At 73.9% G+C, this 21,621-nt stretch carries 19 protein-coding genes; 12 read left to right on the top strand and 7 right to left on the bottom strand.

The genetic code is table 11. The features are described from left to right. Positions 1-5 precede the first annotated feature (5 nt). Positions 6-2,090: a SpoIIE family protein phosphatase gene (locus ACF07V_RS18705; protein WP_392155376.1), complete on the bottom strand. Its 2,085-nt coding sequence runs from the start codon at positions 2,088-2,090 to the stop codon at positions 6-8. A gap of 735 nt (positions 2,091-2,825) precedes the next feature. Between ACF07V_RS18705 and ACF07V_RS18700 the strand changes: the two genes are divergently transcribed. Beyond that, positions 2,826-6,251: a BTAD domain-containing putative transcriptional regulator gene (locus ACF07V_RS18700; RefSeq protein ID WP_392155375.1), complete on the top strand. Its 3,426-nt coding sequence runs from the start codon at positions 2,826-2,828 to the stop codon at positions 6,249-6,251. Here the strand turns inward: ACF07V_RS18700 and ACF07V_RS18695 are convergent. Beyond that, positions 6,248-7,111 carry a siderophore-interacting protein gene (locus tag ACF07V_RS18695; RefSeq protein WP_392155373.1) on the bottom strand — a complete coding sequence of 288 codons (864 nt, stop codon included), beginning with the start codon at positions 7,109-7,111 and terminating at the stop codon, positions 6,248-6,250. The genes ACF07V_RS18700 and ACF07V_RS18695 overlap by 4 nt on opposite strands. Before the next feature lie 158 nt (positions 7,112-7,269). Between ACF07V_RS18695 and ACF07V_RS18690 the strand changes: the two genes are divergently transcribed. Both ACF07V_RS18690 and ACF07V_RS18685 read left to right on the top strand, forming a co-directional pair. Beyond that, positions 7,270-7,470 (top strand): hypothetical protein, encoded by a 201-nt coding sequence (locus ACF07V_RS18690; protein WP_392155371.1) that lies wholly within the window; start codon positions 7,270-7,272, stop codon positions 7,468-7,470. A 175-nt stretch (positions 7,471-7,645) separates the two neighbouring features. Then, a complete protein-coding gene (locus ACF07V_RS18685) occupies positions 7,646-8,824 on the top strand; it encodes an acyl-CoA dehydrogenase family protein (RefSeq protein ID WP_392155370.1) in 1,179 nt (392 codons plus the stop codon). Positions 8,825-8,884: 60 nt separating this feature from the next. Here ACF07V_RS18685 and ACF07V_RS18680 read toward each other — a convergent pair whose 3' ends face one another. From ACF07V_RS18680 to ACF07V_RS18660, 5 genes are all read right to left on the bottom strand, one after another. Further along, positions 8,885-9,166, bottom strand: a complete 282-nt coding sequence (locus ACF07V_RS18680) for a pyrimidine/purine nucleoside phosphorylase (RefSeq protein ID WP_392155368.1) — start codon at positions 9,164-9,166, stop codon at positions 8,885-8,887. Positions 9,167-9,301: 135 nt separating this feature from the next. Continuing rightward, positions 9,302-9,871: a YciI family protein gene (locus ACF07V_RS18675; RefSeq protein ID WP_392155366.1), complete on the bottom strand. Its 570-nt coding sequence runs from the start codon at positions 9,869-9,871 to the stop codon at positions 9,302-9,304. A gap of 26 nt (positions 9,872-9,897) precedes the next feature. Beyond that, on the bottom strand, positions 9,898-10,806 hold the full coding sequence (locus ACF07V_RS18670) for a potassium channel family protein (RefSeq protein ID WP_392155365.1): 909 nt from the start codon (positions 10,804-10,806) through the stop codon (positions 9,898-9,900). 101 nt (positions 10,807-10,907) lie between these two features. Beyond that, positions 10,908-11,666, bottom strand: coding sequence for an aquaporin (locus ACF07V_RS18665; RefSeq protein ID WP_392155364.1), 759 nt, complete (start codon positions 11,664-11,666; stop codon positions 10,908-10,910). Beyond that, entirely contained in the window at positions 11,663-11,971 is a 309-nt protein-coding gene (locus tag ACF07V_RS18660) for an ArsR/SmtB family transcription factor (RefSeq protein ID WP_392155363.1), read from the bottom strand. Before ACF07V_RS18660 ends, ACF07V_RS18665 begins: the two co-directional genes overlap by 4 nt. A gap of 83 nt (positions 11,972-12,054) precedes the next feature. Between ACF07V_RS18660 and ACF07V_RS18655 the strand changes: the two genes are divergently transcribed. The 9 genes from ACF07V_RS18655 to ACF07V_RS18615 all read left to right on the top strand — a co-directional run bounded on the left by ACF07V_RS18655 (position 12,055) and on the right by ACF07V_RS18615 (position 21,562). After that, positions 12,055-12,471 carry an arsenate reductase ArsC gene (locus ACF07V_RS18655; RefSeq protein WP_392155362.1) on the top strand — a complete coding sequence of 139 codons (417 nt, stop codon included), beginning with the start codon at positions 12,055-12,057 and terminating at the stop codon, positions 12,469-12,471. Positions 12,472-12,561: 90 nt separating this feature from the next. Further along, the gene (locus tag ACF07V_RS18650) at positions 12,562-13,476 is read left to right on the top strand and encodes an oxygenase MpaB family protein (RefSeq protein ID WP_392155361.1); all 915 of its coding nucleotides are present in this window, start codon (positions 12,562-12,564) and stop codon (positions 13,474-13,476) included. After that, positions 13,458-15,680, top strand: coding sequence for a tetratricopeptide repeat protein (locus tag ACF07V_RS18645; RefSeq protein ID WP_392155359.1), 2,223 nt, complete (start codon positions 13,458-13,460; stop codon positions 15,678-15,680). Before ACF07V_RS18650 ends, ACF07V_RS18645 begins: the two co-directional genes overlap by 19 nt. Before the next feature lie 189 nt (positions 15,681-15,869). After that, positions 15,870-16,196, top strand: a complete 327-nt coding sequence (locus ACF07V_RS18640; protein ID WP_392155358.1) for a peptidoglycan-binding protein — start codon at positions 15,870-15,872, stop codon at positions 16,194-16,196. Positions 16,197-16,230: 34 nt separating this feature from the next. Continuing rightward, positions 16,231-16,506 carry a hypothetical protein gene (locus tag ACF07V_RS18635; RefSeq protein ID WP_392155356.1) on the top strand — a complete coding sequence of 92 codons (276 nt, stop codon included), beginning with the start codon at positions 16,231-16,233 and terminating at the stop codon, positions 16,504-16,506. 85 nt (positions 16,507-16,591) lie between these two features. Further along, positions 16,592-18,160, top strand: a complete 1,569-nt coding sequence (locus ACF07V_RS18630) for a phytoene desaturase family protein (RefSeq protein WP_392155354.1) — start codon at positions 16,592-16,594, stop codon at positions 18,158-18,160. Positions 18,161-18,359: 199 nt separating this feature from the next. Next, positions 18,360-19,394, top strand: a complete 1,035-nt coding sequence (gene tdh / locus ACF07V_RS18625; RefSeq protein ID WP_392155353.1) for an L-threonine 3-dehydrogenase — start codon at positions 18,360-18,362, stop codon at positions 19,392-19,394. A gap of 3 nt (positions 19,395-19,397) precedes the next feature. Beyond that, a complete protein-coding gene (locus ACF07V_RS18620) occupies positions 19,398-20,597 on the top strand; it encodes a glycine C-acetyltransferase (protein ID WP_392155351.1) in 1,200 nt (399 codons plus the stop codon). Positions 20,598-20,653: 56 nt separating this feature from the next. Next, the gene (locus tag ACF07V_RS18615; protein WP_392155349.1) at positions 20,654-21,562 is read left to right on the top strand and encodes a LysR family transcriptional regulator; all 909 of its coding nucleotides are present in this window, start codon (positions 20,654-20,656) and stop codon (positions 21,560-21,562) included. The last annotated feature ends 59 nt before the right edge of the window (positions 21,563-21,621 follow it).

Here is a 21,621-nt window from a genome sequence, read left to right as displayed (position 1 = left end):
CCTCCTCACCCACCGCCGGGGGCGGATTCGGCGGCGACCGGCGACGGCCCGATCTCGCACCACACCGCCTTGCCCTCGCCCCGCGGCTCCACGCCCCACCGGGACGCCAGCGCGTCGATCAGGAGGAGCCCGCGCCCCGAGGTGGCGGCCTCGCCGGGGGTACGGCGCCGGGGCCAGGCACTCGACCGGTCCTGCACCGAGAGCCGTACCCGCCGCACCGGCTCCGGCAGCACCTCCAGGGTCAGCACCGCTCCGCCTTCGGTGTGCAGCAGCACGTTCACGAGGAGCTCGCCCGTCAACAGCTCGGCGTCGTCGACGAGTTCCGGCATGCCCCAGTCGCGCAGCGCCTGCCCGACGGCCGCGCGCGCGTCCGAGAGGCCCTGCGGGTCGGCCTGGTGGATGTACTGGTGGATGCGCGGCGCCCGGGGCGTGCCGGGGTCGGGGCTGCGGCGCAGCACGAGGAGCGCGACGTCGTCGCCGGAGCCCCACCGCTCCCAGAGCCGCTCGGAGAGGTGGTCGGCGAGCGCCTCCGCCTGCGGCGGGCCGCTGCCGATGGCGCCCGACAGCGCGGCGAGTCCGGACTCGATGTCGGAGCCGGGCTGCTCGACGAGTCCGTCCGTGCAGAGCACCAGCGTCTCGCCGGGTACCAGGTCGAGCCGTGTCTCCGGGAACTCCTCGTCCCCGAACACGGTCGCCAGACCCAGCGGGAGCCCGCCCCGCAGCTTGGGCTGCCCGACCCGGCCGTCGGTGTGCCGGATCAGCGGACCGAGATGCCCGGCCCGTACGGCGCGCAGGGTGCCGCCCGCCAGGTCCACCTGCGCGTACGTGCAGGTCGCGAAGCGGTTGGTGTCCAGTTCGGCGAGGAACCGGGAGGCCCGGGCGAGGACGGTCGAGGGGGCGTGGCCCTCGCCGGCGTACGCGCGCAGGGCGATCCGCAGCTGCCCCATGATGGCGGCGGCGTGCGTGTCGTGGCCCTGGACGTCGCCGACGACGATCCCGACCCTGCCGCGGGGCAGCGGGATCACGTCGTACCAGTCGCCGCCGACCTGCCGTCCGCTCCACGCCGCGTGGTAGCGGACGGCGATCTCGCCGCCGGCGAACTGCGGGATCCGGCGCGGCAGCATCGTCGCCTGGAGTCCGGTGGCCAACTCCCGCTCCTCGTCGAAGAGGATCGCCCGCTGGAGCGACTGGGCGACGATCGCCGCCAGTCCGAGGGCGAGGTTGCGCTCGTCGGCGTTGAAGGAGGTGCGGCCCCGGTAGAACAGGGCCATGCCGCCCAGCGAACGCGCCTGCGCCACCAGCGGGAGATAGCAGGCGGCCCGGAACTCCAGGCGCGACAGGTAGGGGGCGAGCTCGGGGAAGTCCCGCCCCAGGGAGGGGAAGGAGGAGACGAACCGGGGCCGGCCGCTCAGTACCGCGTCGGCCAGCGGGAGTTTCCGGTCGAGACGACGGCTGCGGAAGTCGTTGAGCACGTCGAGGGACTCGCCGCTGAGCGCGATGATGTTGAGCGAGCCGTTCTCGACGAGACCGAGCGCGAGGCCGTCCGCGCCGAGCCGGGCGAGACCGCCGGGACCGGTCAGGGCGGCCGTCACGTCGTCCACGGTCACCGCTCGGGACAGGGCGTTCGTCGTCCGCTCGACGATGTTCGTCTGGACCTCGCGCCGCTTCTCCAGTTCCTGCACGAAGGCGAAGTGGGCGACCTCGGCGGTCGTGTCCCGCACGACGCCGACGATCCGCCGGGCCCGGCCGTCCGGCGAGCGCAGGATCCGCGCCTGCACATGCGTCCAGTGGGGTGAGCCGTCGGCCTGCGGGATGGGGAAGTGCGCCGTGTACGAGGCCGCGCCACCCTTGACCGCCCTCCGTACGACGTCCTCCAGCTTCTCCCGCTCGTCGGGGGCCAGACGCGTCACGATCGACCCCGGTCGCCCGTCGAAGGCGTCCGGGGCCACGCCGAAGATCAGCAGGCCCGACTCGTCGACATCGATGCTGCCGCTGTCGAGATCCCAGTCGAAGCTGCCGGTCCGGTTCATGGCGAGCCACTCGGCGGGCCCGATCTCGCCACTGCGCGTACGCCGGTCGTCATCGGTCATCCTCCCCATTGTCGAACCCGCACCCCGCGGACGCCATGGCGGTGACACGGCGTGGCGCGAGTTCGCCGCGAGGGCCTGGGCCGGCCGGGCGAGGGCCTGGGCCGGCCGGGCGGACGCGACTCGGCCACGGAGCGCGGGCCGACACGGCCAGGACGACCCCGGTCTGGTGGGCGCGGGCCCGGCCCGGCGTTGCGCGGGCCAGCCCTACGCGAACCGGCGCGTGCGGCCGGACCGGTGTTGTGCGGGCCAGCTCTAGGTGAACCGGCCCGCGCGGCGCGGCCCGGTGTCGTGCGGGCCTGCTCTACGCGAACCGGCGCGTGCGGCCGGACCGGTGTTGTGCGGGCCAGCTCTAGGTGAACCGGCCCGCGCGGCGCGGCCCGGTGTCGTGCGGGCCAGCTCTAAGCGAACCGGCGCTACGAGGCCCAGGCCGACGTGGATCGGCTTGGTGTGGACCGGCGCTACGAGGCCCGGGCCGACGTGGATCGGCCTGGTGTGGACCGGCCGTATGAGGCCCGGGCCGACGTGGACCGGTCAGGTGTGGACCGGGCGTCCGCGGCCCAGGCCGCGGCCTGACCGGCCCGGCCCAGGCCGGGGCCTAACCCCGAGCCCAGGCCGAGGCCTGACCGAACCGGCCCGGCCCAGGCCGAGGCAGCCACGGGCCGGCCGGGTGGGCAGGCCGCGGTCCCCGGGGCAAGGTGGCGCACGCCCCCGGTCGTGCCGGGGCAGAATGGGCCGGTGCAGCCGCCCTACCGTGTTCTCGGCCCGTGCCGGGCCTTCCGTACCGACGACGGGACGGAGGCCGCCCTGAGCGGCGCCAGGCTCCGGGCGCTCCTCACCGCGCTCGCCGCCGCCGGCGGGCGCACGGTGGGCCCCGGCCCGCTGATCGAGCAGGTCTGGGCCGACGGCGACCCGGCCGACGACCAGGACCGTACGGCCGCGCTCCAGGCCCTGGTCGGCCGCCTGCGCCGCGCCCTCGGCCGCGAGACCGTCGTCTCGACGCCCGGCGGCGGCTACCGGCTCGCCGCCGGCCCGGACGCCGTGGACCTGCACCTCTTCGAACGGCTCGCCGCCGAAGGCGCCGCCGCCCTCGCCGACGGCCACGCCGAGCGGGCGGCCACGCTCCTCGACGAGGCCCTGGGGCTCTGGCGCGGGCCCGCGCTCGCGGACCTGCCCGGCCGGGACACCGACCCCGTGGTCATACGCGTCGAACAGCGGCACGCCCAGGCGCGGCGCGACCGGCTCGCCGCCGACCTGGCCCTCGGGCGGGCCGCCGACGTCCTCGCGCCCCTCGCCGCGCTCGCCGCAGGGCAGCCCCTCGACGAACCCCTCCAGGCCCTGCGGATCCGTGCCCTCCGCGCGGCGGGGCGACCCGCAGAGGCCCTCGCGGCGTACGAGGAGGTGCGCCAAGCCCTCGCCGAGCGGCTCGGCACCGACCCGGGGCCCGAACTGCGTTCCCTGCATGCCGAACTCCTCGCGGAGGACGGGCCCGTACCCGCCCCGCCGCGCACCCTTCCCGCCCGCCTGACCTCGTTCATCGGCCGGGCCGAGGAACTGGACGCGCTCGCTGTCGCCCGGGCGGAGAGACGGCTCGTCACGCTCACCGGGCCGGGCGGCGTGGGGAAGACCCGGCTCGCCCTGGAGGCGGCCGGGACGTACGACGGCCCCGTCCACCTCGCCGAACTCGCCTCGGTACGCGAGGAGTCCACGGTGGCCGCCGCCGTCCTCACCGCGCTCGGGGGCCGCGAGACCCAGCTCTGGCACACCCCGACCGTCGCCCCGGCCGGACCCAAGGACCGGTTCGCGGGCCTCGTCGAGCACTGCGCCGGGCGCCGGATGCTCCTGGTCCTCGACAACTGCGAGCACGTCGTCGCCGAGGCGGCGGAGCTCGCGCAGGCGCTCCTCACCCGCTGCCCGGGCGTGACCGTCCTCGCGACCAGCCGCGAGCCGCTCGGGGTACCGGGGGAGGAGGTGCGGCCCCTGGGCCCGCTGCCGGTGGACATGGCGCTCCGGCTTCTCGGGGAGCGCGGCGCGGCCGCACGGCCGGGCTTCGACGTCGCGGAGGACCCGGAGGCGGCGGAGGAGATCTGCCGCCGCCTCGACGGCCTGCCCCTGGCGATCGAACTGGCGGCCGCGCGGCTGCGGATGCTGTCGGTCCGGCAGATCGCGGACCGCCTCGACGACCGCTTCCGCCTGCTGACCACCGGCGCGCGGACGATGCTGCCGCGCCAGCAGACCCTGCGGGCGGTGGTCGACTGGTCGTGGGACCTCCTCGACGCGGCCGAACGGGCGGTACTGCGGAGGCTGGCGGTCTTCACGGGCGGCTGCGACCTGACGGCGGCGGAGACGGTGTGCGGGGGCGGTGGGGCGCGCGGGGACGATGCGGTGCGCGCGGACACTGCGGTGTCGGGCGTGCGGGGCGCGCCGCAGGCCCCGGGCGCGGATGCCCCGGACACACCTGGCCCCGATGCGCCGGACGTGCCCGATGGCACGGCCGCCCTCCCGCATACCGACCTCCGTGGCGTCCTTGACGGCCCTGACGTCCTCGACATCCTCGGCGCCCTGGTCGACAAGTCGCTCGTCGTGGCCGCCCCGGACGACGGCGGGATGCGTTTCCGGCTCCTGGAGACCGTCGCCGAGTACGCCGGGGAGCGGCTGGACGAGGCCGGGGAGCGGACAGCCGTCGCGCGGCGGCACCTCACGTACTACCGGGAGCTCGCCCGCCGGACCGACCCGGAGCTGCGCGGTTCCGGCCAGATCGCCGCCATCGCCCGGTTCGAGCGGGAGCACGGCAACCTGCGCGGCGCCCTCCGGACGGCCGTGACGCTCGGCGACGAGCAGGAGCTGCTCTGCCTCGTCCACGTGCTCAGCTGGTTCTGGCAGCTCCGCAACCACCAGGTCGACGCGCGCACCTGGGCCGCCGAAGCGGGCCGCATCGGTCCCGACCCCTTCCAGGAGCCCGTCCGCCCCGCCGGGCCGCTCGAAGGACGGTGCGTGGACGTGCCGCCGCCGTGGACCGGCGAGCGGCTGTGGGAGGCCCGGCGCGGCGGCCGGCTGTACGCCCTCGCGACCGAGGGCGGCGAGGGCGCCACCGCCCTCGAACGGCCCGAGACCCGCGCCCGGCTCACCGCCCTCGTCGCCGCGTACCGCCCCGGCCTGCCGCAGACCTGCCGTCAGCCGGGCACGATGTGGTACTTCGCCCGGCTGATGACCGGGGAGCTCACCGGTCTCGACGAGACCCTGACCCTGATCGTCGACGACTGCCGCGCCCACGGCCCCGGCTGGGACCTGGGCTTCGCGCTCCTCATGCGGGCCAAGCTCGTCGGGCACGGCCCCGACGCCGCCGAGGCGCTCGCCCTCTTCGAGGCCGCCGGGGACTCCTGGGGGATCGCGGAGTCCCTCGCCGCCCGCGGCGAGGCCTACGAGCGCGAGGGCCGGCTCGCGGAGGCCGCCGCCGACTTCGAGCGGGCCACCGACGCCGCCGCCCGCGTCGGCGCGCGCTCCCAGGTGCCCGTCTTCACGGCCCGGCTCGCGGCCGTACGACTCCGGCTCCGCCCGGCGGGGGACCCCGAGGCCGAACGCCTCCTGGCCGAGGCCGCCGACGAGGCCGGGAAGTGGGGCGCCGAGGCCGCCGGCACCGGCCGGCTGCTGCTCGCCCAGCACTACGGCCACACCGGGCGCACCGGCCTCGCCCGCGCCCAGCTCGCCCTCCTCGAAGGGGAGTTCGGGCAGGTCACCCCCGCGCTCTTCTGGGGCCTCGTGGGAGGCACCTGGGCATGGCTCGACTGCCTCGACCGCGCCTACGACCGGGCCCTGGAACGCCTCGCCCGCGCCGTCGTGGACGTGGAGACCCTCGCCCACCTCGTCGCCCCGCACCTGGTCGTCGCCCAGTTCGCGACCGCCGCCTGGGCCCGTGGCGGACGCGGCGGACCGGGCGACGCCGAGACGGGGGCCAGGCTCCTCGGCGCGTACGACGCCCATGCCGGCTCCGACACGGGCGGCGGTTTCCGTCCCTTCACGCCGCAGACCGAGGCCGCGATCCGGGCCCGCGCCGAGGAGGCGCTCCGCGCGGCCCTGCCGGCGGAGGCGTACACCCGTGCGTACGCGGAGGGCGGAGGCCTCCCCCTCAGGACGGCCGCCGACCTCGTCCGGAACACCCCCTAGCCGAGCGACGGGCGCTCGCGTGCCTCGGCCAGGTCCTCCGGGGTCGGTGCGTCGTCCTGGGTGAGGCGGCGGCGCCAGTACCCGGTGAAGTGCACCGAGCGCCGGTCGACACCCCGCTCCTCCACGAGGTGCCGCCGCAGCCCGCGCACGGCCGAGGCCTCGCCGGCCAGCCAGACGTACGGACGGCCGGTGGGCAGCGTGCCGGCCCGTACGGCCTCGGCCGGTGAATCCCCGTCACGGAGGTGGCGCACGGTCAGGTCCCCGGCCGTCGGCAGCGGCTGCTCCTCGGCCGCGTCGGGCACCTGGACGTACGCGAGGGCCCGCCGCCCCGGCGGCAGGGCGGCGACGACCGTGGCGAGCGCGGGCAGCGCGCAGGCGTCGGCGTACAGCAGCGTCCAGTCGCCCGCGCCCGGATCGACGGGGACCGCGAACGCCGCCGAGGGACCGAACATGCCGAGGACGTCCCCGGGCCGCGCCGACCGCGCCCAGCGGGTCGCGGGACCCGCGTCCTCGCCGTCCCCGTGGAGGAAGAAGTCGATGTCGACGGTTCCGGCGGCGGGGTCGTGCGCCCGGAGGGTGTAGCTCCGCATCCACGGGCGTTCCGCCTCGGGGAGCGCCGCGTAGGCCCCGTACCAGCGCATCACGTCACCGTCGGGCTCGGGCACCGGCAGCACCGGCTCGGCCTGGCCCGGCCGGGGGAAGAACAGCTTCACCTGCTGGTCGGGGCCCGCCAGGACGAAGCCGTCCAGGCCCGGACCGCCGAGGGTGACCCGGCGCATGCGCGGGGTCACCGGGCGGACGGCGGTCACGTGCAGGCGGCGCAGGGGCAGGGGCAGGGGCAGTTGCAAGGGCTCGGGCATCGCGTACTCCTCGGGGACGGCGGCTCGGCCCCCACCCTCCCCGCGCCGGTCGACACGCCACCGACAGCGCGTCGACACGGGACGACCGCGGCCCCGGATGCGCGCACGGGGCCCGGACACGAGAATGGCGAGTGCCGGACGAACAGGTAGGAGGCGGCATGAACGCTGAGCCCGACAAGACGTCCCGGGGGGACATCCCGACGCCCGACCGGCTGCTGCACACAGGGTCGGAGGGCGACTTCTCGCCGGAGGACCTGGTCCTCGCCTCCGGCCGTGACGTGAATCCGAAGAACCTCGCCTGGGCGGAACGCCGCATGGCGGAGAAGGGTCGCGCCTCCATGGACGAGCTTCTGCCGTAGGGCGCACAGCACCCTCCCGCGGGCCCCGGATCGGTCGCTCCGAACCGGGGTCGCGGGTGTACCCGCGGAGTCCCGAGCCTTCCGCATTTATGGAACACGTTCTACCGTGTCCGCCGTCGCGCGTCGCGAACGAGAACGTCGCGGACGCCGCAGGACGCCGCCACGGGAGGACGCCATGCACCTCGAGTACACGCCCGCACAGAACAGCCTGCGCGCCGAGCTGCGGGCGTACTTCGCCGAGCTGGTCCCGGACGACGTCCACACCCGCTACGAGGACCCGGCCGCCCAGAAGCGCTTCTACCGCGAGACCGTGCGGCGCCTCGGCGCCGACGGCTGGCTCGGGGTGGGCTGGCCCACCGAGTACGGCGGCCGCGGGCTGACCCCCATGGAGCAGTTCATCTTCTTCGACGAGGCCGCGCAGGCCGGCGTCCCGCTGCCGCTGATGGCGCTGAACACCGTCGGACCGACGATCATGCGGTACGGCACGGAGGAGCAGAAGGCGTACTTCCTGCCCCGGATCCTCTCCGGCGAGATCGACTTCGCCATCGGCTACAGCGAGCCCGACGCGGGCACCGACCTGGCCGCCCTGAAGACCCGCGCCGTGCGGGAGGGCGACGCGTACGTCGTCAACGGCCAGAAGATCTGGACGACGAACGGCGACACAGCCGACTGGGTCTGGCTCGCCGTCCGCACGGACCCCGACGCCCCGCCGCACAAGGGCATCACCATGCTCCTCGTGCCGACGAGCGACCCCGGCTACTCCTGCACGATCATCAACACGCTCGCCTCGCACGACACCACCGCGAGCTACTACGACGGCGTCCGCGTCCCCGTCTCCCGCCGCGTCGGCGAGGAGAACAAGGGCTGGCGGCTCATCACCAACCAGCTCAACCACGAGCGGGTCACCCTGGCCGCCCACGGCACGATGGCGATCCGCGCCCTCCACGACGTCCAGCGCTGGGCCGCCGGCACCCCGCTCTCCGACGGCCGCCGCGTCATCGACCTCCCGTGGGTCCGCCGCACCCTGGCCCGCACCCACGCCCGCCTCGACGCGATGAAGCTCCTCAACTGGCAGATGGTGAACGCCGTCCAGAACGGCACCCTCACCCCGCAGGACGCCTCGGCCGTCAAGGTGTACGGCTCCGAGGCCCGCCGGGACGCCTACGCCGCCCTCATGGAGGTCGTCGGTTCGGCGGGCGCCCTCAAGGAGGGCTCGGCGGGCGCGGTCCTCCACGGCGAACTGGAACGCGGCTACCGCTCGGCCGTCATCTTCACCTTCGGCGGCGGCAACAACGAGATCCAGCGCGAGATCATCTCCTGGATCGGCCTGGGCATGCCCCGCGTCCGCCGTTAGGCCCCGTCCGGGGAATCCGGCGGCAGTGGCGCTTCCGGGCCGCCGAAGCCGCCGGGCCTGCTAGCGGTATTCGCAGAGGTAGGCGGTCTCCACCGTGACCTTCAGCTGGAACCTGCTGTCGCCGGGTACCTCGAAGTGGTCCCCGGCGGCGAAGGTCTCCCACTCCGCGGCGCCCGGCAGCTTGACCGTGAGGGCGCCGCTGACCACGTGCATGGTCTCCGGAGCGGCCGTGCCGAACTCGTACTCGCCCGGAGCCATGACGCCGATGGTCGCCGGGCCTTCCTCCTGGGTGAACGCGATCGACTTGACCGTGCCGTCGAAGTACTCGTTGACCGTAAACATGGGCGTCCTCGCGGGAATCGGGCGGAAGAGGTGGCCCGGTCATCGCGTACCGGCCACGGACAGGGGCACCCTAGCCGCGGCGGGGGCGTCCTCCTCGGCCGGTCTCACGTGCTGGACGGAGCGGGTCGGCGCTGGTCAGATCGCGGTCGGGCGGCCGCCGAAGGGCCAGTTGTGGACCTCGATGTCGGCGTACCGGTCGGGGGTCCGCAGGACGGCCGCCGCGGTCGCCGCGTCCGGGGCGCGGACGAGGGCCGCCGTGCCCACCCAGGTCGTGCCGTCGTCCGCGAGCAGGGGGCCGTAGGCGATCAGGTCGTCCTGGCCGTCCGGGGCGGTCGGCGGGGTGAGGTCGACGGGCTCGCCCTCCCCGAGGCCGATCACCAGGTACCGGTTCCCGTCCTCGCGGCCGCCGGGGAACTCCCACATCGTCCGGCCCAGCGTGTTGCGCCACCGCCGCAGCAGCACGTCCCGGTACACCCCGGCCTGGTAGTTGGGCTCGTCGAAGGCGAACGCCCGGGCCGCGGCGGTGTCGGGCAGGTCCACGATGTGCACGCTCCCCGTGCACGTCTCTCCCGCCGCGTCGAAGGTCGGTCCGCGCGCGATCAGCTCCTTCGCGAAGCCGTCCATGTACGTCCAGTGCGCTTCGATGAGGGCATGCCTCAGGGGCATGGAGCCGGACCGGTCACGGTGGTAACAGAGGAATTCCATGGGGTCAGGATGTGCCGCCGGAGTGATCATGTCGAGGGGATGTCGTCCCCGTCACCGTCCGCGCCGTCCCAGGGCCGCCGGTGGTCCGCCGCGTACGCCCTGAACACCTTCGCCGGAGGCCCGCCCGTGCGCAGGAAGCGCTCGTCGAGGACGGTCGCCAGGTCGTCGAGTGCCGTGCGCAGGACCGAGGCGGAGAGCCGGACGTCCGGGTGGTGGGCGTGCTTCGCCCGCTCCGTCAGGTCGACGGCGAGGTCGAGCCGGCCGGCCAGGGAGATGTTCTCGTCCCCGTCGTAGAAGTAGTACGACTCGGCGTACTGCAGGAAGTCGACGGTGACGGTCGAGAACGCCGAGGCGAGACCGTCCAGGATCGCGGCGCCCCCGGCGGAGTCGAGGGCCCCGGTCGTGCCGTCGCTGCGGCCCAGGTGGGACAGGCGCAGGGCGAGCGCCCTGCGGCGGGCGAGGGCCGGGTAGATGCCGAGGATCCAGGCGACGGTCGCCGACAGGAGGGCGAAGCCCACCAGGGCCTCGATCGGGGCGAGCATGCGCAGCCATCCCGAGGCCGGCGCGATGTCGCCGAGACCGAGGGTGGCCAGGGTGACGAGGGAGACGTACAGCGCGTCGACCGGGCCCGCGTGCTCGGAGGGCGTGAGCCCCGTGGCGTACGAGAAGTCGTCCGGCATGTGCGGCCAGTAGATGAGCGCCCAGCCGGCGGCGATGACGAACGCCCAGATGGTGACGACCGTCATCATGCCCACCGGCCCGGCCAGACCGACGGGCCGCCACCGCGCCCCGCGATGGGCCGAGAGGCGCCACACGCCGCGCATCACCAGCCTGCTCAGCCCGCCGTGCCGGGTGGGGTGCCAGATGGTGTGGAAGACGTCCCGCAGGATGAACAGGATCAGAGCCGCTCCGGCGAGGACGGGCAGCCACGTCATTCCGGCACCATTCGCCCGGCGCCCGTGCGGGCGGGCCGGTCGTCACGCTTGCAGGACATGATTCGAGCATGCACCGTCCCCGTGCGGGGCGCCGCCCGGCGTTACGCGGTGGTGCCCCTGCCGCGCGCGAAGACCACCGCGACGAGGGCCAGGCCCACGACCGCGCCGATCAGCTGCATCCCGATGAACGCGGGGGCCGAGGCGGGGGCGATGCCCGCGAAGGTGTCGGTGACGGTACGGCCGATGGTCACGGCGGGGTTCGCGAAGGACGTCGACGAGGTGAACCAGTAGGCCGCCCCGATGTAAGAGGCGACCGCGAGGGGCGCGAAACGGAGACGGTCGGTGCGGGCCAGGCCGAAGATCAGCAGGACGAGTCCGGCCGTCGCGACCACCTCGCCGAGGAGCAGATGGCCCGCCGAGCGGTCGTGCGTGGACCACTTCACCAGCGGTTCGCCGAACATGGCGTCCGCGAGCACGGCACCCGCGATCGCGCCGACGATCTGGGAGGGGACGTAGACGGCGAGCTCGCGGGCGCTCACGCCGGTGCCGCCGCGACGGGCGGTCCACCACTCGGCCAGGGTGACGGCCGGGTTGAAGTGGGCCCCGGAGACAGGTCCGAGCAGGGTGATCAGGACGCCGAGGCCGAAGACGGTGGCGGTGGAGTTGGCGAGCAGCTGCAGCGCGACGTCGTCGGTGAGCTCGGTGGCCTGGATGCCGGAGCCGACGACGATCGCGACCAGGGCGGCGGTGCCGACCAGCTCGGCGGCGGCGCGGGAGGCGAGCGGGGCGGCATGGGCTGCGGGCCGGGGCGACGCGGAGGCGACGGCGACGCCTCCGACGGCGGACTCGGTGACGGTCACGGGCAGGCTCTCCTGGTGTCGGCGTGGTTGCGGGCGGTCTCCGCCAGGGCGGCGAACTGCCCGGCGAGGGCTTCGATGACGTCCGGCCTGAGCCGGTAGTACGTGAACCGGCCGCAGGGCTCGGTCTCGACGACCCCGGCCTCGCGCAGGACCCTCAGATGGTTGGAGAGGTTGGTCTGCCGGGCACCCGTCTCCTCGACGAGATGGGTGGTGCACAGCGTCTCGCGGGCGAGCAGGGTCACGATCCGGAGGCGCAGGGGGTCTCCGAGCGCCCGCATCAGATCAGTGTCGACTGATGTCATCATGGGCTGATACTTTCACACCGGCCGAGGCCGGTGTGCGCCCGTGTCGATGCCTCCCTGACCGTGCTGCCCCCGAGGAAGAACCGATGACCGCTCCGCTCGCCTCCGTGCTCTTCGTCTGCGTGCACAACGCCGGCCGCTCCCAGATGGCCGCCGGGTTCCTGCACCACCTCGCCGGGGACCGCGTCGAGGTCCGCTCCGCGGGCTCGATCCCGGGTGACCGGGTCAACCCGGCCGCGGTCGAGGCGATGCGGGAGGCCGGCGTCGACATCTCCGCCGCCACGCCGAAGATCCTCACCACCGAGGCCGTCCGGGCCTCCGACTACGTCATCACCATGGGCTGCGGCGACGCCTGCCCGGTCTTCCCGGGCAAGGAGTACCTCGACTGGGCCCTGGAGGACCCGGCCGGCAAGGGCGTCGAGGCCGTCCGCCCCATCCGGGACGCGATCAGGACCCGCGTCGAGGCCCTGATCGCGGAGATCGACGCGCGGCGAGAGGCCTGACCGGACGCCCGACCGGCCGGGCGGCCCTCGGCAGAGGATGTCGTGTTCCGACCGGTTCCCCGGGGCCGCTACCGGCGTAGCCTGAGCGCCATGAGGCAGGATGCCGACCCCGGGCTCTTCGGTCCCCGCTCCGTCACCTGGCAGCTGCACAGCGACCCGGTGATGTGGATCGCCGGTGTCCGTGCCCTCTGGCTCCAGGCGCTGCACCCCGTCGCCGTCCGCGGCGTCATGATCAACAGCGGTTTCCGGGAGGACCCCTGGGGCCGGCTGATGCGGACCGCCGACTTCGTCGGGACCCTCAGCTACGGGGCGAGCGAGGCGGCCGAGGCGGCCGGCGCGCGCGTGCGGCGGATCCACCGGCTGCTCGCCGTGGACGACCCCGAACTGCTGCTCTGGGTCCACTGCGCCGAGACCGACTCGTACCTCTCGGTCGCACGCCGCTCCGGGATCCCGCTCACCGACGCCCAGGCCGACCGGTACGTCGACGAGCACCGCACCTCCGCCCGGCTCGTCGGCCTCGACCCGGACACCGTCCCGGCCTCCACCGCCGAGCTCGCCGCCTACTTCGACGCGGTGCGCCCCGGCCTCGCCGCGGGACCGGACGCCCGGGCCGTCGCCGACTTCCTGCGCCGCCCGCCGGTGAAACCCGTCCTCGTCCCGGCGCGCGAGGTGATCTGGCGGCGCGTCAGCGCACTCGCCTACGACACTCTGCCCCTCTACGCCCAGGCGCTCTACGGCCGCCCCGCCCCGCCACCGGAGACCGTCACCCGCCGGCTCGTCGCGACCGCCAACCTGCTGCGCTGCGTCCCCGCCCGCCTGCGCTGGCGCCTGCCGCCCCGGCACATCCTGCGCGCCATGGACCGGCTCGGCCCGGAGACCCGGCCCGACCCGTACGCGTACCCCGCCCCGTATTCACTGTCCGACCCGGCGGCCATACTGGAGGAGCCGAGGAGGCAGTACGGAATCGACGGGGGCGGCAGCACACGATGGGGGACTCCAGACTGATCCAGGGCCGGTACCGCCTGCACGAGGTCATCGGTCGCGGAGGCATGGGCGAGGTGTGGCGCGCCACCGACGAGGCGCTCGGGCGCGGTGTCGCCGTGAAGTGCCTCAAACCGCTCGGACCGCAGCAGGACCCGCAGGTCCTCACCGTGGTGCGCGAGCGCTTCCGCCGCGAGGCCCGGGTGGCGGCGGCGCTCCAGCACCGGGGCATCACCGTCGTGCACGACTTCGGCGAGGACGAGGGCGTGCTCTTCCTCGTCATGGAGCTCCTGGAGGGGCGCAACCTCAGCCAGCTCCTCGTCTCCAACGACCAGCAGCCGCTGCCCGTCGAGGACGTCGTCGAGATCGCCGACCAGGTCGCCGACGCCCTCGCGTACACGCACCGGATGGGGATCGTGCACCGCGACCTCAAGCCCGCGAACATCATGCGGCTGCGGGACGGCACGGTGAAGATCTGCGACTTCGGGATAGCGCGACTCGGCGCCGACATGGGCTTCACCTCCAAGCTCACCGGGACCGGCATCGCCATGGGGACGCCCCACTACATGTCCCCCGAGCAGATCGGGGGCGGCGGCGAGATCGACCACCGCAGCGACCTCTACTCACTGGGCTGCGTGCTGTACGAACTGGCCACCGGCGCGCCCCCCTTCGACCTCGGCGACTCGTGGGCCATCCTCATCGGCCACCGGGACACGGTGCCGACCCCACCGCGCGCGATCCGTGCCGAGCTGCCCGACTACTTCGACCGGATCGTCGTCGACCTCCTCGCGAAGGTTCCCGAGGAGCGGCCGGAGGACGCGGGCGACCTGCGCCGCCGGATCGTCTCGGGACGCTTCGGCGCGCCCTCGTTCCCGCCGCCCGCGCTGCCGTTGACGGTGCCCATGCCGGTTCCCCCGCCGGAATCCGCGGCCGACGGGACCGCCCCCGCGCCCGCGTGGGTCCGGGGGATGACCGGCGGGCACCGTCCCGCGGCCCTCACCGGGCCGCGCCCGGCCGCCCACGACCCCGCCGCGGCCGTCCTCACCACCGAGTGGACCACCGCGGCCCCCGACGGTCCGCCGCCGCCCCCGCCCGCGCCCCCGGCGGAGCTGGTCGCGGTGCTCGCCGGCCGGTTCCGGGCCGGGATGGGCCTCGGCCGGCTCGGCCGCTGGGAAGAGGCAGAGTCCGTCCACCGGTCCGTCGCCCAGGACCGTGCGCGGGCCCTCGGCGAGGACCACCCCGACACGCTCACCAGCCGTTACGAGGTCGGCTTCGCCCTCGCCCGGCTCGACCGCCCCGCCGACGCCCTGCACGTGTTCGGCGAGGTCGCGGAGGCCCGCGCCCGCGTCCTCGGCGACGAGCATCCCGACACCCTGGCGGCCCGTCAGGAACGGGCCTACGCCCTGGGCCGCCTCGGACAGCACGCCGAGGCGTACGAGGTGTACGCCGAGGTGCTCGCCGCCCGCGAGCGCACCGTGGGCCCGGACCACCCCGACACCCTGCGCTGCCGTCACAACCTGGCGTACACCCTGGGCCGCCTCGGCCGCCTGGAGGAGTCGTACACCACGGCGTTCGAGGTCGCGGAGGCCCGGTCCCGGCTGCTCGGCGAGGCCCACCCCGACACCCTCGTGACCCGCAACGAAGTGGCGTTCACCCTCACCCGGCTCGGACGAGGGGAGGAGGCGCTCGTCCAGTACCGCGCGGTCGCCGACGCGCGCGCCGCCGCCCTCGGCCCCGACCACCCGGACACCCTCGCGGCCCGCTACGAGACCGGGGTCTGTCTCGGCCGGCTCGGCCAGGCCGCGGACGCCCTCGCCCTCTGCCGCGACCTCGTCGCCGCCCGCAGCCGCGCCCAGGGCCCCGACGGACCGGAGACGCTGCGCGCCCGCCAGGCCCTCGCCGTCAACCTCGGCCGGCTCGGCCGCTGGACGGAGGCGCTCGCCGAGTCCGAGGGCGTGCACGCCGACCGCCGGCGCGTGCTTGGCGCCGACCATCCGGACACGCTCTTCAGCCGGTGGGAGACCGCCGTCGCCCTCGGCAGGCTCGACCGCTGGGAGGAGGCGCTGGAGTGCCACCGGGAGATCGCCGCCGCCCGCACACGCCTCCTGGGTCCCGCGCACCCGGACACCCTCGCCGCGCTCGACGACGAGGCCCACAGCCTGGAGCGCCTCGGCCGCCACGCGGAAGCGGCCGCGCTCCTGCTCAGAGCGGCCACCCTGTCGCCCTGAGGCTCCGGCCCGTCAACGAGCCGGAAACAGGTGACGGTCACCCCTGGAAACGTTCCGGAAACGGCAAAAGGCATTCTGGACTGCAGACTTCGGACCCCGGGGTGTACGTTCGACTTGAGTGCCGTTCAATGACGGGGGAATCGGACGACGAATTTCCGGACGGTGCACCAAGCGACGAGGAGATTCGAGATGCCTCCACTGCTCAGAAAAGGCGACACCGGTTCCTCTGTTTCCCGCCTGCAATCGGACCTGATCATCCATGGCTACCCCGTCGGGCAAGTGGACGGAATCTTCGGCAAGAAGACGGACGCTGCGGTGAGGCAGTTTCAATCCGACCACGACCTGGTCGTCGACGGGATCGTCGGACCGGCTACGTGGGGTGTGCTCGAAGGGCCTGTTCCGAGTGTGGAGGTCACCTTCGACGTGTCCGACTTCCCTTCTCTCGCGCTGGTGTTCCGCTTCGGGGTCAACGAAGACGCGGACGGATACCTGACCGAACTCGGAATATCTGCTTGATGTGGGATGTGAATCCGACCCCCGGAGCGCCATCATGGCATGCGAGATCCAGAAGATAGCGGCCGGTATTGCCTTGGTGAATGCTGTGGCCTCGACGCCCGGGGCCGCGTTCGGAACTGTGGCTCCCCCTCTCGAACCATTGCTGGCACTCAAGATGTGGGCCTCGTGGGCTGCCCTGGTGGTGGCGCTCGCTTCCCTCGCGAAATGTCTTGACGAAGCCGGTCGGCATCAGGACGCCGCCACGCTGAGGCAGGAGATCGACAGGCTGAAAGAAGAGATGGAAAGAATGAAGCAGGCCGTTCCTCATTGACTCGGCCCCGTCGGTTCGCAGGATGTCGACGGCATTCGCGTGGTCCTGGTCTTCCCCGGTCGCCGCTCACGTGTGAGCATGAGCCATGACCGACCGTGATCGACTTCCCGACGCCCAGGCCGCCGCCCGCTCGTACGACGCCGTCGTCGTCGGAGGAGGGCACAACGGGCTCGTCACCGCCGCCTATCTGGCCCGTGCCGGCCGCAGTGTCCTCGTCCTCGAGCGCCTCGGCTCCACCGGCGGGGCGGCCGTGTCGACGCGGCCGTTCGCCGGGGTCGACGCCCGGCTCTCCCGGTACTCGTACCTGGTCTCGCTCCTCCCGGAGAAGATCGTGCGGGAGCTCGGGCTGCGGTTCGCGGTGCGGAAACGGTCCGTCTCCTCGTACACCCCGAAGGGCGACGGCGGCCTCCTCGTCGGCGGCGGAGCCGAGCGCACCCGTGCCTCCTTCGCCGCGCTCACCGGCGACGACCGGGCGTACGACGCCTGGCAGGCCTTCTACGGGCGCACCGGCGAAGCCGCCCGCCGCATCTTCCCCACCCTCACCGAACCCCTGCCGACCCGGGCCGCACTGCGCGCCCGCGTCGACGACGCGGACACCTGGCGGATGCTCTTCGAGGAACCCCTCGGCGTCACGGTCGAGAAGACCTTCGCCGACGACCTGGTCCGGGGCGTGGTCCTCACCGACGCCCTCATCGGGACGTTCGCCGACGCCCACGACCCGACGCTCCTGCAGAACCGCTGCTTCCTCTACCACGTCATCGGCGGCGGCACGGGCGACTGGGACGTGCCCGTCGGCGGCATGGGCGCGCTCACGGACGCCCTCGCCGAGGCCGCCCGCGCCGCCGGGGCACACATCGTCACCGGCCACGAGGCCACCCGGATCGAGACCGACGGGCAGCGCGCGGCGATCACCTACCGGACCGCCGACGGCGAAGGCACCGTCGAGGCCGGGCAGGTCCTCGTCAACGCCTCCCCGCAGGAGCTCGCCGTCCTGCTCGGCGAGGCGCCCCCGCCCGCCCCGGAGGGCGCCCAGCTCAAGGTCAACATGCTGCTGACCCGGCTGCCGAGGCTCCGCGACCGCTCCGTCGACCCGCGCGAGGCCTTCGCCGGCACCTTCCACATCGCCGAGGGGTACGGACAGCTGGCCACCGCCCACGCCGAGGCGGCGGCCGGGCAGCTGCCGTCCGCCCCACCGTCCGAGATCTACTGCCACTCCCTGACCGATCCGACGATCCTCGGTCCGGAACTGGCTTCGACGGGCCACCAGACCCTCACGCTCTTCGGCCTGCACACCCCCGCCCGGCTGTTCGCCGCCGACAACGAGGGCACGCGCGCGAAGCTCCTCGCGGCGACCCTCGCCCAGCTCGACGCCCACCTGGACGAGCCGATCGCCGACTGCCTCGCCCTCGACGCGGAGGGCCGCCCCTGCATCGAGGCGAAGACCCCGCTCGACCTCGAACGCGAACTCCGGCTGCCCGGCGGCCACATCTTCCACCGGGACCTCTCCTTCCCGTACGCGGAGGAGGACGGGGGCCGCTGGGGCGTCGAGACCCCGCACGCCAATGTCCTGCTGTGCGGAGCGGGCGCGATCCGCGGCGGCGGAGTGAGCGGCATCCCCGGACACAACGCGGCGATGGCCGCCCTGGGCCGGTGACGGTGAGGGGGTTCTCCGTTCGGCCCCGTTGACGTCGCCGCCTTCCCGCCTGGGGTGTGAAGCTGATCTGCGAGCGCGCTTAAGAAATCCTCGATGGACCGAAAGCCTCGCGTACGGAAGATTCTCTTCCAGGGATCTTGGGCACACAGTCGTGCCCGCACCCCCACATCACAGGACACGCACGTCGGGAGCCGTTGCATTGAAGGCGCTGGTCAAGCTGAACGCGGAGCCGGGACTCTGGCTCACGGACGTGCCCGAGCCGGAGACGGGTCCCGGAGACGTCCTCATCAAGGTCAAGCGGACCGGTATCTGCGGGACCGACCTGCACATCCGCTCCTGGGACGGCTGGGCGCAGAAGACGATCGCCACCCCGCTGACGATCGGCCACGAGTTCGTCGGCGAGGTCGTCTCCGTCGGCCGTGACGTCGCCGACATCAACGTCGGCGACCTGGTCAGCGGCGAGGGCCACCTCGTCTGCGGCAAGTGCCGCAACTGCCTGGCCGGCCGCCGCCACCTCTGCCGCGCCACCGTCGGCCTCGGCGTCGGCCGCGACGGCGCCTTCGCCGAGTACGTCGCGCTGCCCGCCTCCAACGTGTGGGTCCACCGCGTGCCCGTCGACCTCGACGTCGCCGCGATCTTCGACCCCTTCGGCAACGCCGTGCACACCGCCCTGTCCTTCCCGCTCGTCGGCGAGGACGTCCTCGTCACCGGCGCGGGCCCGATCGGCATCATGGCCGCCGCCGTCGCCAAGCACGCCGGTGCCCGCAACGTCGTCATCACCGACGTCAGCGAGGAGCGCCTCGCCCTGGCGCGCAAGACGGGCGTCTCGCTCGCCCTCAACGTCGCCGAGCAGACCATCGCCGACGGCCAGCGCACCCTCGGGCTCAAGGAGGGCTTCGACGTCGGCCTGGAGATGTCCGGCAACCCGCACGCGATGCGCGACATGGTCGCCAACATGACCAACGGCGGCAGGATCGCCATGCTCGGCCTGCCCGCCGAGGACTTCGCCGTCGACTGGGCGAAGATCGTCACCTCGATGATCACGATCAAGGGCATCTACGGCCGCGAGATGTTCGAGACCTGGTACGCGATGTCGGTGCTCCTGGAGGGCGGCCTCGACCTCAGCCCGGTCATCACCGGCCGCTACGACTACCGCGACTTCGACGCCGCCTTCGACGACGCGGCCTCCGGCAAGAGCGGCAAGATCATCCTCGACTGGACCACGGGAGCCTGACCCATGTTCGATTCCGTACGCGACTCCGTCCGTGCCACCCTCGAAGAGATCGAGCAGGCCGGACTGCACAAGCCCGAGCGGGTCATCGGCACCCCCCAGTCCGCGACCGTCGAGGTCACCGCGGGCGGCCGCCCCGGCGAGGTGCTCAACTTCTGCGCCAACAACTACCTGGGCCTCGCCGACCACCCCGAGGTGATCGCCGCCGCCCACGAGGCGCTCGACCGCTGGGGCTACGGCATGGCCTCCGTCCGCTTCATCTGCGGCACGCAGGAGGTGCACAAGGAGCTCGAGGCCCGCATCTCGGCCTTCCTCGGCCAGGAGGACACGATCCTCTACTCCTCCTGCTTCGACGCCAACGGCGGCGTCTTCGAGACGATCCTCGGCCCCGAGGACGCCGTCATCTCCGACGCCCTCAACCACGCCTCGATCATCGACGGCATCCGCCTCTCCAAGGCCCGCCGCTTCCGCTACGCCAACCGCGACATGGCCGACCTGGAGCAGCAGCTCAAGGAGGCCACGGAGGGCGGCGCCCGGCGCAAGCTGATCGTCACCGACGGCGTCTTCTCCATGGACGGCTACGTCGCCCCGCTCCAGGAGATCTGCGACCTGGCCGAGCGCCACGACGCCATGGTCATGGTCGACGACTCGCACGCGGTCGGCTTCGTCGGCCCCGGCGGCCGCGGCACCCCCGAGCTGCACGGCGTGATGGACCGCGTCGACATCATCACCGGCACCCTCGGCAAGGCCCTCGGCGGCGCCTCCGGCGGCTATGTCGCGGCCCGCGCCGAGATCGTCGCCCTGCTGCGCCAGCGCTCCCGCCCGTACCTCTTCTCGAACACCCTCGCCCCGGTCATCGCCGCCGCCTCCCTCAAGGTCCTCGACCTGCTGGAGTCCGCCGGCGACCTGCGTGAGCGCCTCAACGCCAACACGGCGCTGTTCCGCTCCCGGATGACCGAGGAGGGCTTCGACATCCTCCCCGGCGACCACGCCATCGCTCCCGTCATGATCGGCGACGCCGCCGAGGCCGGCCGGATGGCCGAGCTGCTCCTGGAGCGCGGGGTGTACGTGATCGGCTTCTCCTACCCGGTCGTGCCCCAGGGCCAGGCCCGCATCCGCGTCCAGCTCTCCGCCGCCCACTCGACGGAGGACGTGAACCGGGCCGTGGACGCCTTCGTCGACGCCCGCGCCGCCCTGCGCGGCTGAGGCCCTCCGACCCGGCCCGGACAGGGCCGGTGTCCGAAGGCTGAGACACTGGGGACATGATCGAAGCGCGGCGGTTGCACATCCTCCGTGCGGTGGCCGACCACCGCACGGTCACGGCGGCGGCCGCCGCGCTCTATCTCACCCCCTCCGCCGTCTCCCAGCAGCTCGCCGCCCTGGAGCAGGAGACCGGCCACCGCCTGGTGGACCGCAGCGCGCGCGGCGCGCGCCTCACCCCGGCCGGCGAGATCCTGCTCAGCCACGCCAACGCCGTGCTCGCCCAGCTGGAGCGCGCCGAGGCCGAACTCGCCGCCTACGGCTCCGGCGACGCCGGTACCGTCACGGTCGCCGCGTTCGCCACCGGCATCGGGCTCGTCGTGGCCCCCGCCATCACCGCCCTCGCCCGCACCGCGCCCGGCATCCGGGTCCGGGTCCGCGACGCGGAGGGCGACGAGAGCCTGCTCATGGTCCTGGACCGGCAGGTGGACGTGGCCGTCGCGGTCGAGTACCGGGGCGCCCCGGGCGAGGACGACGCCCGGCTCACCCGCGTCCCGCTGTACGCCGAGCCGTTCGACGCGGTCCTGCCGCCCGGCCACCCCCTGGCGGGCGACGAACGGGTCGCGCTCGCCGACCTCGCCAAGGACACCTGGATCGGTCAGTCCACCGGCAACCCCTGCCACGACGTGACCGTCCTGGCCTGCGAGTACGCCGGGTTCGCCCCGCGTTTCGCGCATGTCTCCGACGACTTCCGGGCCGTCGCCGCCCTCGCCTCGGCGGCCGCCGGGGTGGCCCTCGTCCCCCGCTCGGCCTTGCGCGGAATGGACCTCTCGGGCGTCGAGGTCCGCCCGGTGGACGGGGTCGCCCCCACCCGCCGGGTCTTCGCGGCGGTACGAAGAGGAGCCGAGGAGCACCCCCTGATCAGCCCGGTCCTCGACGCCCTGCGGGGCGCGGCGGCACCGGGGGAGTGAGCCCGGCCGTCGAGCCCGGGGGACGGGCGGGGCCGATGATGGAAGGGGCGCTGCTCCCA

The organism is Streptomyces sp. NPDC015661, from assembly GCF_043077765.1.
GTDB lineage: Bacteria > Actinomycetota > Actinomycetes > Streptomycetales > Streptomycetaceae > Streptomyces.
Note: the sequence above shows the minus strand (reverse complement) of the source record. Positions and strands in the feature narration are given on the sequence as shown.

Excerpts from the sequence above, each read along its gene's own strand:
- ACF07V_RS18695 (WP_392155373.1), bottom strand. The coding sequence starts at position 7,111 with ATGCCCGAGCCCTTGCAACTGCCCCTGCCCCTGCCCCTGCGCCGCCTG.
- ACF07V_RS18615 (WP_392155349.1), top strand. The coding sequence starts at position 20,654 with ATGATCGAAGCGCGGCGGTTGCACATCCTCCGTGCGGTGGCCGACCAC.
- ACF07V_RS18645 (WP_392155359.1), top strand. The coding sequence starts at position 13,458 with ATGGGGGACTCCAGACTGATCCAGGGCCGGTACCGCCTGCACGAGGTC.
- ACF07V_RS18690 (WP_392155371.1), top strand. The coding sequence starts at position 7,270 with ATGAACGCTGAGCCCGACAAGACGTCCCGGGGGGACATCCCGACGCCC.
- ACF07V_RS18640 (WP_392155358.1), top strand. The coding sequence starts at position 15,870 with ATGCCTCCACTGCTCAGAAAAGGCGACACCGGTTCCTCTGTTTCCCGC.
- ACF07V_RS18650 (WP_392155361.1), top strand. The coding sequence starts at position 12,562 with ATGAGGCAGGATGCCGACCCCGGGCTCTTCGGTCCCCGCTCCGTCACC.
- ACF07V_RS18655 (WP_392155362.1), top strand. The coding sequence starts at position 12,055 with ATGACCGCTCCGCTCGCCTCCGTGCTCTTCGTCTGCGTGCACAACGCC.
- ACF07V_RS18680 (WP_392155368.1), bottom strand. The coding sequence starts at position 9,166 with ATGTTTACGGTCAACGAGTACTTCGACGGCACGGTCAAGTCGATCGCG.
- ACF07V_RS18705 (WP_392155376.1), bottom strand. The coding sequence starts at position 2,090 with ATGACCGATGACGACCGGCGTACGCGCAGTGGCGAGATCGGGCCCGCC.
- ACF07V_RS18620 (WP_392155351.1), top strand. The coding sequence starts at position 19,398 with ATGTTCGATTCCGTACGCGACTCCGTCCGTGCCACCCTCGAAGAGATC.
- ACF07V_RS18660 (WP_392155363.1), bottom strand. The coding sequence starts at position 11,971 with ATGATGACATCAGTCGACACTGATCTGATGCGGGCGCTCGGAGACCCC.
- ACF07V_RS18635 (WP_392155356.1), top strand. The coding sequence starts at position 16,231 with ATGGCATGCGAGATCCAGAAGATAGCGGCCGGTATTGCCTTGGTGAAT.
- ACF07V_RS18670 (WP_392155365.1), bottom strand. The coding sequence starts at position 10,806 with ATGACGTGGCTGCCCGTCCTCGCCGGAGCGGCTCTGATCCTGTTCATC.
- ACF07V_RS18630 (WP_392155354.1), top strand. The coding sequence starts at position 16,592 with ATGACCGACCGTGATCGACTTCCCGACGCCCAGGCCGCCGCCCGCTCG.
- ACF07V_RS18685 (WP_392155370.1), top strand. The coding sequence starts at position 7,646 with ATGCACCTCGAGTACACGCCCGCACAGAACAGCCTGCGCGCCGAGCTG.
- ACF07V_RS18675 (WP_392155366.1), bottom strand. The coding sequence starts at position 9,871 with ATGGAATTCCTCTGTTACCACCGTGACCGGTCCGGCTCCATGCCCCTG.